Source organism: Limnothrix sp. FACHB-406 (assembly GCF_014698235.1).
Lineage (GTDB): Bacteria > Cyanobacteriota > Cyanobacteriia > CACIAM-69d > CACIAM-69d > CACIAM-69d.
Genome location: NZ_JACJSP010000003.1, coordinates 246,817 through 258,429, shown reverse-complemented (window position 1 = coordinate 258,429; position 11,613 = coordinate 246,817). Strand labels below are relative to the sequence as shown.

The following is an 11,613-nucleotide window of genomic DNA, read 5'->3' as shown; positions in this document are numbered from 1 at the left end:
GGTAACGCATCCCCGACGCTCTGCGTCGCGTATCCCGTAACCGTTGATTAGCCCTGCAAACACTGTCACCGGGACGCGGAGCGTCCAGACGGCATTCCCACGCAGAGCGTGGGAACGATCAACAACCTTCAATTAACCGAAAACCAATGGGAAGTCTTGTTTCGATCGACTCGTCCCGCAGCGAGATGCAAAAATCAACCAACTGGTTTGACAAGGCACGACGCTGGGCGAGCAGTTGGCTCACACCGCCGAGCTATCAACAGCGAGCGGGAATGCGTGAAGCGGCGGACATGCAGCGCGAAAACGCCATGGCAACGTTGATGACGAACGTGAGATTGCAAGAGCAAAATCACGCTCATCAGGAACGACTCCAGAGTCTGGCGATCGCGGCGGCGGATGCGCGGGCTGATCTTGATCGGGCCTTCCAAGCAGCGCAACAGCGTCGCCAGATAGAATTTAACGCCCGGATTGAACGGGAACGCCAGGATCGGGAAGATGACCGCCTTGCTCAGCGCCTGAGTCATGATCTGGTCATCCAAGAAAAGCGGATGAAGTTCGACATCGCCCTGGCGGAATTCCAAAAAGCCAAGGAACTGATGTTAGCGGAACTGCACTTCATACGACAGCGTGAACTGGCGGACGATCGCGAGGTGAGTGCGGTGTATCCGCTGACGGTGACGGTGCGTAGTTTGCGGGACACCTATGATCGGTACTATGCAACCCAAAATGTGGTTCCCCCGTTGGTGGCGATCTCGCCGTTGGCGTTGGAACACGAACCGTCGCCTCGCGCCAATGTCGATCGCGGTTTTGTCAACATCAGTAATCGGATTGCCGACACGATCAGCCGGGTGTTTGGCGATCGGTGTGGTGCGGGTTCGTCCCATCCGGTGAACTACCAGGGTAACGGTTGGCGTAGCAAGCAATTCAGCGGCAAATCGGCGATCGACAATCTCCACACCGCCCTGCCCTTTGCGCCCGTCATCGTTCTGGAGTGCAAGCTCAACGGCAACAATATTGATTTGTACATTGGTCGCTGCAACCGCAGTGAGGGCAGCAGTTACGAACAGGTGTTTTCCATTTCTTGGAAGGATGTGCTGTACCCCACGGCGAAGCGCTATGCGGCGCAATGGCGGGATGATCGTTTGAAGTTGATCGATCGCGGCCGTAGCTTAGAGGAAATTGCCCAACGCCGGCCAGTTGATGAAGCCAATTTGAAAACACTGGAACGGGAGGAAGAAGATCGTGAGCTGAATATGTTTGATGAAACTCACGATTATGGCTACATCGTCAATGATGAAAAATACATTGAAGAATTAGCCGATTTCCTCGCCACGATCGGCAATCTCATCCTGATGATGCAAGTAGATCTGTATTACCTCTCGTTTTATGATCGCCCGCCCCAGCTTCCTCAACTCCTGCCAGAGATTTTGGACTCAGTGAAGGATGACGAGCTCAAAAAGTCATTAGTTCAACAACTGCAATCGCTCTTCTGGGAAAACCTCGCCCAATTCGACACCCTGTAAACACCTCCCATTGTTCCCACGCCGTCCCATCGTTCCCACGCTCTGCGTGGTAACACAGCCCCGACGCTCTGCATCCCGTAACCCTCTTACTCCTGTCACCGGGACGCGGAGCGTCCATACGGCATTCCCACGCCGAGCGTGGGAACGATAACGACCAGCAACATACTAAAGACTATGCCAACGCTCTTGCGGATTGATGGCTATCGTTTTTTCTGCTACGCAGGCGATCACGACGAACCGCCCCATATTCACGTTCGCACCAGCAACAATGAGGCAAAATTTTGGCTTGTTCCTGTCCGATTGCAGTCCAACCAAGGCTTCAGTGCCAAAGAGTTGAACCGTATTCAGCGTTTAATCGAAACCAATCAACCTGACTTGATGGAGAAATGGGATGAGTTCTTTCGCGACTGAAATAATCCAAGTCCCGCCAATTCTTGGCTTGACGCTCACCGATGAATTACTGACCGTTACCCTGACCGATGGTCGAATTATTTCTGTGCCGATCGCCTGGTATCCCCGCCTCTTCCACGGTTCACCCGCCGAGCGCGATCGCTGGGAAATTGCTCCGAACCAAACCGGCATTTATTGGCCAGATCTCGACGAAGATATCAGCGTCAAAAACCTCTTGTTGGGACAACCTTCTGGCGAAAGTCAACGATCGCTTCAAGCCTGGCTCGATCAACGATAATACCCACAAAAAACCATGAATAAGCTACCCATTCTTGATCCATCCAAACCCGCCACCAAGGTGGATTATTTGCTCGATGGCATCCTCACGATCGCCGAACAGTTCGCCCATCTCGACCCCGATCGCACAAGGTCAGACCTGAAGCGATCGATCCGCGAGATCACCCAACGGCGCGGGGGAAATCCACCGTCGGAAACTGCCGAAATGTCCGAGGCGATCGCCGCCTTCGGTCAAGTGCTGGTTGGTGCAGATGGCAAGCTGATTGAACGATTGCAGGTTTTGTTACGGCGTTTGGGTGATGAAGCCAGCGCGATCGCCTTAGATCGGGAATTTTTTGCTCTCCTGAAGCGGCTCAACGACCAGGAAGCAGCCGCCAAGCGTCGAGAAGCCGAGCGGCAGGCACAGGAAGAAGCCGATCGTCGGGCAGCCCAAGCCGCCAAAGAGCAAGAAGAGCAAGCAGAACGAGACCGCTGGTACAGCCAAACCTACACCTACACGGTCATCACCCTAGACTCATACGGCAGCATCGCGAAAGAAGAATCGGGCAGCAACCAAGGCTTCATCGAAACCGCCTGCGGCTTGAACCTCGAATTTGTCCGCATCCCCGCCGGAGACTTCATGATGGGATCACCGGACAACGAACAGGAACTAGGCAGCGCTGAAAGCCCCATTCACCAAGTCACGCTACCCGAATACTTCCTGAGCCGCACCACCGTGACCCAAGCCCAGTGGCGAGCCGTGGCAAACCTCGATCAAATTAGCATTCAACTTGATCCCGACCCATCAAACTTCAAAAATCCTGATCACCCCGTTGAGCGAGTGAGTTGGAAGCAGTGCATTGAATTTTGTCTTCGCCTCAGCCAAGCCACCGGCAAAGCCTACCGACTGCCCAGCGAAGCCGAATGGGAATATGCCTGCCGCGCCGGAACACAAACACCCTTTCACTTTGGCGCAACCCTTTCCACAGAAGTCGCCAACTACAACGGCAACTATACCTACGGCAACGGACAGAAAGGAAAAGATCGGCAAACAACCGTCCCCGTAAACAGCCTAAAAGCGCTCAATGCCTGGGGCTTGCACCACATGCACGGGAACGTTTGGGAGTGGTGCATGGATGACTGGCATGGAAGCTATAACGGCGCACCTACAGACGGTCGTGCCTGGATAGATAATGACAATCATTCTTATTCTGGAAATCATGAGCAATACTTGAAAGCTGTACTAAATTCAGGAAATTCAGCCAAACTGCTGCGTGGTGGTTCGTGGGGCGACTACCCGAAGCATTGCCGCTCGGCGTTTCGGAGCAACGACACGCGCGATCGCCAGAACTACTACATTGGTTTTCGGCTTCTTCTCCCCAGAACTATATAGCGCTCTACTCTTTTTCCCTCTTTCCCTCTTCCGGCGCGTTAGCGCCTTTTTTTATTTTTTTTCTATCGTTACCACGCAGAGCGTGGGAACGCAGCCCCGACGCTCCGCGTCGCGTAGCACACCAGCACCACCGGGACGCAGAGCGTCCACACAGCATTCCCACGCTCCGCGTGGGAACGATAGGGGGGTGGGGATGGAGAGGGGCGATCGACGGTAAAGTAGGGAAAAGTAGAAACCATATAGGTTATGGGTCGTAGCCGCTACGTCATCACTGAACCCGATCGCCCCCACTTCCTCACTTGCACGATCGTCCAATGGCTCCCCATCTTCACGCGACCCGAAGCCGTGGCGATCGTCTTCGATAGTTGGCAATACCTCCGCCAAAACGATCGCTTTCAACTCTACGGCTACGTCATCCTCGAAAATCACCTCCATCTCATCGCCCAGGCTCCCCAACTCGATCGATGTATCGCCCGGTTCAAATCCTTCACCGCTCGACAAACGATCGATTTACTCCAACGGCATAACGCCCAAACTTTGCTGGGACAACTTGCCTTCGCCAAAGCGGCCCATAAGGGCGATCGGGAGTATCAACTCTGGCAGGAAGGTTCACACGCTGAACTCATCTTGAGCGATGACATGATGCGCGAAAAACTGGACTACATCCACAACAATCCCGTCAAGCGCGGCTATGTTGACGATCCCGCCGATTGGCGCTATTCCAGTGCGCGAAACTATCTGGGGAAAACGGGACTGGTGGCGATCGATCCCTGGTAGAAACAGACATCGTTCCCACGCGAAGCGTAGGAACGATAGGGGGGTGGGGGCAGCACCAACACATCGATCCGGCCGCGAACGATCGCCCCTTGCTCTTCGGTGGTGATTTCGATGCGGCTTTCGGTTTGAATCAGTTGCAGCCCAAGGTCTTGTTTCAGGTTAATTAGAATTCTCCATCTAGCAAACTGTTGAGGAGTGGTAACAGTTGGGGAAGTTCAAAATTCACCACATCTTGGATGATTTCCAAATTGATAACATCATACTCATGGACGACAAAATCCCGTAGCCCAGCCATTGCTTTCCACGGTATTTCCGGATGGTTAGTGCGAAACTCCATTGATAGGCGCTTGGTCGCTTCACCAATAATCGTCAAGCGCCGAATAACTGCATCATATTCTATCGTTCTGGCTTGGCTCCAATTGTTCGATCGAGTATAGTTTTGAATGAGTTCAATCGAATCAATGATATCGAGAATAGCTTGCTGATCTCTGCTCATTTTTATACTCTAGAGACTTTATAAATTACTTGAGCGGCGTTGAGAATCTCTTGGCGACGTAGGGGATTGCGGCTCATTTCAAGTCCCTTTTTACTAATCAAGTCAACTTTACGTTGCAGTAATTTTTCTAGTTCTGATTGCAAATCAAAAAACTTGAAACCATAGTGCGCTTCCGGGGCGCTTTGATAGAGCAAATCAATATCGCTTGGATCAGCTCCGGTCGGTCGAAAGTCTGAGCGCAATACAGACCCAAACAGCGCTAGTTCTACGATCGCCCATTTTTCACAGAACTGCGCGATCGCTTGGGGGCTGGTTTGCAAGCGTTGATAGAGTTCTGTCACCGAGAGACCAGAGGGTGGCATGGGGCGATCGAGTGGGGTGGTTGCTGTCTAGTGTATCGGGCGGGAAATGGCAGCGGCTAGACTGGGAGTGAGCAGCATTTGCGGAGGATGCCTATGTCTGTTTCACCCGCAAAATTCGGGTGGAGTGGAACGGGACGGATACGTTGATCGATGACCTGATTGAGTTGGGGTTACGGGAGGAAGATTTTTAACTGCCATGTCACGCCGCGATCTGTACCATGACACTGTTCGCAATGCCCTAGAGAAGGATGGTTGGACAATCACCCACGATCCCTTGCCCTTGGGCGATCAAGAGCTATTGGTATTTGCTGATCTGGGCGCTGAAAAGCTTTTGGCAGCTCAACGGGGACTTCAAAAGATTGCAGTTGAAGTTAAGGTTCTTGGCGGAGTTTCTACAATTACTGAATTGCAGAAAGCGATCGGGCAATATGGTTTATATCGTTATCTGTTAGAGCGTGACGAGCCTGAGAGACGTTTATATTTGGCAGTTCCTCAGGAAATTTATTCTGAATATTTTTCAAAAGAAGTGATTCAGGGTTGGTTAATTCGAGAGCAAATTCAGTTACTAATTTTTGATCCTGAGCTGGAGGTGTTGCAATGGCTGGGGATGTAGATTTTCGGCAGGCGATTCAGACGGTTTTTCAGCGGTATGTGGGGTTGGCGCGAACGGATCGGGGGGTGGAGCTGATTGCGGTTTGTGATGGGGAAACGGGGAATTATTTGTTGATGAATGTGGGGTGGTCGGGGCACGATCGCATCCACAGTGTGGTGGTGCATTTACGGGCGATCGGGGAGCAAATTCGGGTGGAGTGGAACGGCACGGATACGTTGATCGATGACCTGATTGAGTTGGGGTTGCGGGAGGAAGATTTTGTGCCCGCGAGTCCCCGATCGCCTCTGTCTGCGATCGCGGGTTAGGGGTTGGGCACGGGTGGATAGGGTTTGCCTTTGGCGGCGTAGTAGGCCTCAATTTGGGCGATCGGGCGCAGCATTGTGGCTTCGATGTCTTGCCGCACTTCTCGGGACAAATAACAATCAGTATTCAAACATTCTGCCAATCGCAAATTGGCATCATGATACTTCCACAAAAGCTCTTTTTGTCGATCAGAAAATTGCCAGTCATGACCAATATTGCGATGCTCAATCATCACAGCTCGTAAAGATCTGATCCAGTCTTGTCCTTCATTTTTCCACCATTTTTTTCTCTGCTTCCAAGGTGAGCTTCGTATAGGCTGCAATTGGCCTTTTAGAGCAGTTAGTTGGGCTACTAGGTCTTGGTTATTCAGATTGCGAGCGTGAGCGTGAGCGCGATTAAGATTGAGATTAAAAACTTGCTCGCAAGATAGACCATAATCGGGAGAGGAATCCTGACTGAGAGCGAGAGCATAATTGAGAGCGAGAGCAAAAGCCTGATCGAAAGCAAAATCAATAGCGAAATTAAGCCCACGAAAAAGAGTAAGGTCAAAAGTCTTGACTATAGCGAGATCAGAAGCAATACCACGAGTGAGGGCACGGGTAGAGTAGAACGCAATTACTGCTTGTGGTTTGTAAGGCGCTTCTACCGATGCTGCTTTTTCAGTAGACCAGGCTAAAACAGCCTGCAACTGTGGATCATCAGCCAACAGATTGTCCGTAGCTTGTTTCAGCGTCAGAATTAATTGATCGCCTTGCCGAACGCTGCCCGCTACGAGTAAGGTGACTTCCCGCCAAGCTTTATCAAGCAAATGTTGAGTTAGCAGTTGCCAATTTTGACGATCAACAATTTCTCTGGCTGCAAAGTATTCATGAAAAGTCAAATGCGAAAAGGAATAAACTCCGCGCGCTCGTTCTGTCAGTAAGCCATGTTGAGCCACAATTGAGCGCAAAATAGCTTCGCTATCTAGCCGCAAGGCTTCTGGATCATCTTTAGCATCCGGCAAATTATGGATATAAGCCATAATTTGCTCTTCTGCCACTCGCTGATCAAAGAAATAAGACCCCTCTTGAAAGGTTGCCAGCGCCAACTGCGAGAGCAAATCTTCCTTTCGACCAATTGATAGATTCTTGTAGACCTGATCTCGCTGAATATTTCGCTTACCATCCCACTTCTTCAGCAGCAGATCCACACCTTCTTCATAAAGCTTGGCTCGGTTGACTGGAAAATCACCACTCTCACCAAATACTAAGCAAAGTAAGGTCAACAGCAGCGGATTGCTGGCTAATTCCAAAATTGGCTCTTCATTTGCTAGTCGTTCTAGAAAACGTTCGATCTTAGGCAAGTCCTGATGACAAGTAAACCAATTAGTAACAAATTCTTGAATCTGTTCTTCCGAAAAATCTGCCACCTCTACTTCAGTAAAACGCTCAAAGGTATATTCCTTGGCAGCAATTCGACAAGTGGCAAGAATATGATTTTTGGGAAAACGATCAACCCAGTTCCGCATTTCCCGAATCGTCCGATCCGTATGAGCTGCCAACACCTCATCTAGCCCATCCAACAAGACCAGAGCTTGACCATATTTCAGGCATTGATGCAAAACAGACTCAGAATCGGTAATCCCACAATCTGACCACTGCTGAGATACAAAATTCAGTAAATTTGGCTCGCCTGGAAATTCTGTCCACTCTTTGAGCGTGACAAAGATAGGCACAAGATTGCCTAAGAATTTTCCATCCAGGCAGGCAATTGTCAAATACTTCAAAAACGTAGTTTTACCCGCACCCGGCCAACCCAACACCATCAGCGCTTTATGTCGGGTAACAGCATCTAAGCCCGAGATCTTCTCTTGGCGCACTTTACCTAGACAAAATCGATCAAACTCCTCAATTTCATCCAAATTTCCTAGCAATTCCGATGAGCTGAGGCGCTGATTTGCAGTCAGCTTTTCCAGCACATTCACTTGGGTGTAAATCGTGCCCAGGGCGATCGGCTGTTCCATATCCAGCACCCGCATCGTGCCGCACCGCCGCCGCAAGTCCGCCTCCACCTGAGATCGCACCCACGCCACATCGATCGCATCCGATGCCACGCTCGGAGCAGGCGGCTCGCTAGTTGCTAACTCGGTAATCTCCTGCCAATTCAGCCCCAATAGCTTACATACTTCAAGAAAAATTCTGCGATCAACCTTATGTCCATTAAACATTTTGGAGATCGTCTGGCGTTTAACACCAACCTGTTTAATTTCTCTATCACCTTTCTCGCTAGAGCTTTTACGGTACTGAATAAAATCTCCAATTGAGCTTTTGGTGTAATTACTTTTTTTCAAGGACTCGGCTAGCTTCTCGCAGCCTACCGCTGTAGCTCGTAGTGATCGTTCGTAAAAATTCATGGGGCGATCGAGTGGAGAACCACCTCTATTTTGCGAGAAACCCCGCGCGATCGGCTATGGGTCAACCGCTACAGCCCGCCCGCCGCCAACAGATCGCGCAAATCATCCTCCAAACTCAGCCGCTCCGCCCAAGTCGCCAAATAAGCGCGATCGAGGCGATCGCCCTGAATTTTGACAATGCCCAAACAATCCCGCCACTGCTTTTCCGATCGGGAACTGCGCCGCCACAACAACTTCGCCAACACCACATCCTCAGCCGTGGCAATGTAGTGAACCGGAATCCCCGGCGCTTCCACCCGATACCGCCGCTCCAGCGCAGAACGTTCAAACGGAGTCTGCTGCGACAGGATCAAATCGGCATTGTCAATGCGATCGCGGTGGATGATGTTGATCGTGTGGTGCAGCGGTTCCGCCACATAAAAACCCGCCGCTTCCAGGGTTTGGGTCAGCGCCGAGAGTTGCGCCCCATCGATCGCCAGCAAAATATCCAAATCCGTCGTAAACCGTGGCTCACCCCAAATAATCGCCGCCTGCCCACCAGTCACCAAGTAGGGAATCGATCGCTGCTCAAACAGTTCATGCAGTTGAGCCAAAATCGCCGACTGATCTTGCTGCCAAGTCATGGGATCCCCGCCATAGGTCAACCGCTCCGAACCACCATCGCCCAACCGATCGCCCAAAATCGCCCGCGCAAATTCCTGAGCGATCGCCAAATCAGTCGCCGTTGCAGGCAACCGCTGCCGAGCCGCCCACAGAGCCAAACAACGCCCCTGACGCTGCAAACCACAGACCCGTTGCCAGCGCTGCTCGATCGACTGCGATCGCCACAGCTCAAACCACAGGCGATCGGCCGCCGGATGAATATCAACCGCTTGGGTTTGGTACGCCTCAGTCGATCGAGAAGGCATGAACTAAATCCTGAGAGACCGGCGATCGCGCAACGAGACTTTGGGGGAAAGCAACTCCATTCTGCGAGCAACAAGGCGCGATCGGCTATTTTCCCCAGACAAGGGATTTAAACCCTGTCGTCAAATCGCCCAAAACCCTAATGATCTCGCTGTCCCAACCGATCAGTCGTAGGGGCGGGGTCTCCCCGCCCAGTCCCCGTGATCCTGGCATGTTCCCAGGGGTGGACAGGTTTGTGGCGATCGCTCAGGTTAGGGTTGGGAGACCCAACCCCTACGGCGATGGAAATGACGACAGGCCCGAAACCCGTTGCCCCCACCGACCTCACCCGCCCCGGCGATCTCGCCGGGGCGATCGATGTCTTTGACAAAAATCAGACAGTCTGACAAAACCCGGACACTTTACTCAGACCACGTTTCAGCGATTTCGGGCAATCCTTGAATTGTTCCAGAAATCACCGGAGTCACCTCCCATGAAACGCCCCCAGATCTATCAACAACTGCTGATCGTCTCCGTTTTGTTCACCGCCCTCTCGGGTGGGGCCGCCATCCACCTGGCCAACCAGCCTCAGATCAATCCCCAACAGTCCGAACTGTTCCAAACCTTCAAAGGCCTGTTTGAAAAAGGCGTGTTGGGCATCGGCGGCCTGGTGCTGGGCAAAATGACCGGCTACTTTCCCGATCGCCCCCCCAGCAATCCCGACGACAACACCGATCAATAGAATCGCGGCCCCGCGCGACTTGCGGATCTCCGACCAACGCACCGGCTCGTGATATCATCGAAAGTCGCGCTTTCTAACACCTAGACAGGCGCAAAATTTGTTGAACCTATTTATATGGACTGCCAAGCCAGACAGCAGTTGGGTGCAGCCGTGAACCGTTCCCGTGCGATCGCCCCCGCTCCCGTTTGGTCAACGCTTAGTCCGCCAATCGCCCACTCGGAGCTAGCCCAACCATGACCAAGCGTACTCTTGAAGGAACCAATCGCAAGCGCAAGCGTGTTTCCGGCTTCCGTGCCCGGATGCGGACTAAGAACGGTCGCCGCGTGCTGAATGCTCGTCGCCGTCGCGGTCGCGCTCGGTTGGCGGTTTAAGGATTGCTCACCGGCAGTCCGCTCCAGGGTGGTTGAGCGATCACCCCTACACCCAAACGTGCATGGCCTTACCCCAAGCCTACCGACTTCGACACCGCCATGACTTTGACCGAGTGTATCGGCAAGGCAAACGGTATCGCAGCAAGCACCTAACCCTTTGGGTCTACCGGCCACCGGCAAGCCCCGCGATCGCCCCCAGCGAACCATCGGCGGCCGTTGCCCCCACGCTGCCCACCCTGGCCCCGGCTCCGAAAGTTGGCATCAGCATTAGCCGCAAAGTTGATAAACGCGCCGTTGTGCGCAATCGGCTGCGGCGACAAATTCACGGTATTTTGTGCCAGCACTTGCCGACCATGCCCCTCGGTTGGCTGGCGGTGATTAGTGTGCGTCCAGCCATGCCCCTGTGTCAGTACCCCCAAATTCTGCAAGAATTGGAGCAGTTGCTGACCGCCGCCAAGTTGGATTTGGAGCAAGCCAGCGTTTAGACCGTTGTGTTTGCGCTGTTGATTTTGCGCGATTCATCAGGGGCGGCGATCGCCCAATTCGCCCCATTTGGCCCGCACTGAACCTTACGAGCACTGGACTATGGGTATCAAGGAAGATGTTTACTATGAGGGCGGCCCCCACCGTGGCGATTTGATCGTCAATTTGCTGTTGGGTCTAACTGTGATTTGCCTGCCCTTAACCATCGGCTCGATCGTGCGGGCCTTTTGGTTGCGCTATCGCATCACCAGCCGCCGTATTTCAATCACCAGCGGTTGGCAGGGGCGCGATCGCTCCGATGTGATTTATCCCGAAATTCGCGCCGTTGTGGCCGTGCCCCGGGGTTGGGGTGCTTGGGGCGATATGGTGCTGACCCTCAAGGATGGTAGCCGCCTGGAAATGCGATCGGTTCCCAACTTCCGAGCCGTCGCCGACTACATCAACGAGCGGATCGGCGCAGCGGCCCAAACCGCCACCAGCAACCGCTAAACCGCCCGATCGCCCCCTCGCTGCTCATGTTCAACCCTCCTGCTTGCACGGCCCTGTGGCTTCCGGCGGAGGGTTATGTGTTGATTGGGCTGTGACGAATGGGGCGGCATCGGCGGCC

General features: G+C 52.9%; 15 protein-coding genes. 11 read left to right on the top strand and 4 right to left on the bottom strand.

The window, feature by feature from the left end; genetic code table 11:
- The first annotated feature begins 146 nt into the window (after positions 1-146).
- The 5 genes from H6G53_RS04675 (at position 147) to H6G53_RS04655 (ending at position 4,359) form a co-directional block, all read left to right on the top strand.
- Positions 147-1,523, top strand: coding sequence for a hypothetical protein (locus H6G53_RS04675; RefSeq protein ID WP_190531136.1), 1,377 nt, complete (start codon positions 147-149; stop codon positions 1,521-1,523).
- A gap of 174 nt (positions 1,524-1,697) precedes the next feature.
- The gene (locus H6G53_RS04670; RefSeq protein ID WP_190531134.1) at positions 1,698-1,934 is read left to right on the top strand and encodes a DUF4160 domain-containing protein; all 237 of its coding nucleotides are present in this window, start codon (positions 1,698-1,700) and stop codon (positions 1,932-1,934) included.
- Positions 1,915-2,211: a DUF2442 domain-containing protein gene (locus H6G53_RS04665; protein WP_190531133.1), complete on the top strand. Its 297-nt coding sequence runs from the start codon at positions 1,915-1,917 to the stop codon at positions 2,209-2,211. The genes H6G53_RS04670 and H6G53_RS04665 overlap by 20 nt, the downstream gene beginning before the upstream one ends.
- A gap of 15 nt (positions 2,212-2,226) precedes the next feature.
- Entirely contained in the window at positions 2,227-3,582 is a 1,356-nt protein-coding gene (locus tag H6G53_RS04660) for a formylglycine-generating enzyme family protein (RefSeq protein ID WP_190531130.1), read from the top strand.
- 246 nt (positions 3,583-3,828) lie between these two features.
- Positions 3,829-4,359, top strand: a complete 531-nt coding sequence (locus H6G53_RS04655) for a transposase (RefSeq protein ID WP_190531123.1) — start codon at positions 3,829-3,831, stop codon at positions 4,357-4,359.
- 163 nt (positions 4,360-4,522) lie between these two features.
- Here H6G53_RS04655 and H6G53_RS04650 read toward each other — a convergent pair whose 3' ends face one another.
- Entirely contained in the window at positions 4,523-4,855 is a 333-nt protein-coding gene (locus H6G53_RS04650; protein WP_190531121.1) for a DUF86 domain-containing protein, read from the bottom strand.
- Positions 4,856-4,857: 2 nt separating this feature from the next.
- Positions 4,858-5,217 (bottom strand): nucleotidyltransferase family protein, encoded by a 360-nt coding sequence (locus H6G53_RS04645; protein WP_190531118.1) that lies wholly within the window; start codon positions 5,215-5,217, stop codon positions 4,858-4,860.
- Positions 5,218-5,413: 196 nt separating this feature from the next.
- Between H6G53_RS04645 and H6G53_RS04640 the strand changes: the two genes are divergently transcribed.
- Both H6G53_RS04640 and H6G53_RS04635 read left to right on the top strand, forming a co-directional pair.
- Positions 5,414-5,830, top strand: a complete 417-nt coding sequence (locus H6G53_RS04640; protein ID WP_190531116.1) for a XisH family protein — start codon at positions 5,414-5,416, stop codon at positions 5,828-5,830.
- Positions 5,815-6,135, top strand: a complete 321-nt coding sequence (locus tag H6G53_RS04635; protein WP_190531114.1) for an element excision factor XisI family protein — start codon at positions 5,815-5,817, stop codon at positions 6,133-6,135. Before H6G53_RS04640 ends, H6G53_RS04635 begins: the two co-directional genes overlap by 16 nt.
- Here the strand turns inward: H6G53_RS04635 and H6G53_RS04630 are convergent.
- Together H6G53_RS04630 and H6G53_RS04625 are read right to left on the bottom strand one after the other, a co-directional pair.
- Entirely contained in the window at positions 6,132-8,525 is a 2,394-nt protein-coding gene (locus H6G53_RS04630) for an NACHT domain-containing NTPase (RefSeq protein ID WP_190531112.1), read from the bottom strand. The genes H6G53_RS04635 and H6G53_RS04630 overlap by 4 nt on opposite strands.
- A gap of 68 nt (positions 8,526-8,593) precedes the next feature.
- Positions 8,594-9,433, bottom strand: coding sequence for a hypothetical protein (locus H6G53_RS04625; protein ID WP_190531110.1), 840 nt, complete (start codon positions 9,431-9,433; stop codon positions 8,594-8,596).
- A gap of 470 nt (positions 9,434-9,903) precedes the next feature.
- Between H6G53_RS04625 and H6G53_RS04620 the strand changes: the two genes are divergently transcribed.
- From H6G53_RS04620 to H6G53_RS04605, 4 genes are all read left to right on the top strand, one after another.
- Entirely contained in the window at positions 9,904-10,152 is a 249-nt protein-coding gene (locus H6G53_RS04620) for a hypothetical protein (protein WP_099534335.1), read from the top strand.
- Positions 10,153-10,385: 233 nt separating this feature from the next.
- Complete coding sequence (gene rpmH, locus H6G53_RS04615; protein WP_099534334.1) at positions 10,386-10,523, top strand: 50S ribosomal protein L34; 138 nt, start codon at positions 10,386-10,388, stop codon at positions 10,521-10,523.
- Between the two features lie 62 nt (positions 10,524-10,585).
- Positions 10,586-11,008 carry a ribonuclease P protein component gene (gene rnpA / locus H6G53_RS04610; RefSeq protein WP_099534333.1) on the top strand — a complete coding sequence of 141 codons (423 nt, stop codon included), beginning with the start codon at positions 10,586-10,588 and terminating at the stop codon, positions 11,006-11,008.
- A gap of 100 nt (positions 11,009-11,108) precedes the next feature.
- Positions 11,109-11,495 (top strand): PH domain-containing protein, encoded by a 387-nt coding sequence (locus H6G53_RS04605; RefSeq protein ID WP_099534332.1) that lies wholly within the window; start codon positions 11,109-11,111, stop codon positions 11,493-11,495.
- The last annotated feature ends 118 nt before the right edge of the window (positions 11,496-11,613 follow it).

Bases quoted from the DNA above. Each gene is read 5' to 3' on its own strand.
- H6G53_RS04660 (WP_190531130.1), top strand. From the start codon at position 2,227: ATGAATAAGCTACCCATTCTTGATCCATCCAAACCCGCCACCAAGGTG.
- H6G53_RS04645 (WP_190531118.1), bottom strand. From the start codon at position 5,217: ATGCCACCCTCTGGTCTCTCGGTGACAGAACTCTATCAACGCTTGCAA.
- H6G53_RS04635 (WP_190531114.1), top strand. From the start codon at position 5,815: ATGGCTGGGGATGTAGATTTTCGGCAGGCGATTCAGACGGTTTTTCAG.
- rnpA (WP_099534333.1), top strand. From the start codon at position 10,586: ATGGCCTTACCCCAAGCCTACCGACTTCGACACCGCCATGACTTTGAC.
- H6G53_RS04665 (WP_190531133.1), top strand. From the start codon at position 1,915: ATGAGTTCTTTCGCGACTGAAATAATCCAAGTCCCGCCAATTCTTGGC.
- H6G53_RS04625 (WP_190531110.1), bottom strand. From the start codon at position 9,433: ATGCCTTCTCGATCGACTGAGGCGTACCAAACCCAAGCGGTTGATATT.
- H6G53_RS04640 (WP_190531116.1), top strand. From the start codon at position 5,414: ATGTCACGCCGCGATCTGTACCATGACACTGTTCGCAATGCCCTAGAG.
- H6G53_RS04630 (WP_190531112.1), bottom strand. From the start codon at position 8,525: ATGAATTTTTACGAACGATCACTACGAGCTACAGCGGTAGGCTGCGAG.
- H6G53_RS04620 (WP_099534335.1), top strand. From the start codon at position 9,904: ATGAAACGCCCCCAGATCTATCAACAACTGCTGATCGTCTCCGTTTTG.
- rpmH (WP_099534334.1), top strand. From the start codon at position 10,386: ATGACCAAGCGTACTCTTGAAGGAACCAATCGCAAGCGCAAGCGTGTT.
- H6G53_RS04670 (WP_190531134.1), top strand. From the start codon at position 1,698: ATGCCAACGCTCTTGCGGATTGATGGCTATCGTTTTTTCTGCTACGCA.
- H6G53_RS04650 (WP_190531121.1), bottom strand. From the start codon at position 4,855: ATGAGCAGAGATCAGCAAGCTATTCTCGATATCATTGATTCGATTGAA.
- H6G53_RS04675 (WP_190531136.1), top strand. From the start codon at position 147: ATGGGAAGTCTTGTTTCGATCGACTCGTCCCGCAGCGAGATGCAAAAA.
- H6G53_RS04605 (WP_099534332.1), top strand. From the start codon at position 11,109: ATGGGTATCAAGGAAGATGTTTACTATGAGGGCGGCCCCCACCGTGGC.
- H6G53_RS04655 (WP_190531123.1), top strand. From the start codon at position 3,829: ATGGGTCGTAGCCGCTACGTCATCACTGAACCCGATCGCCCCCACTTC.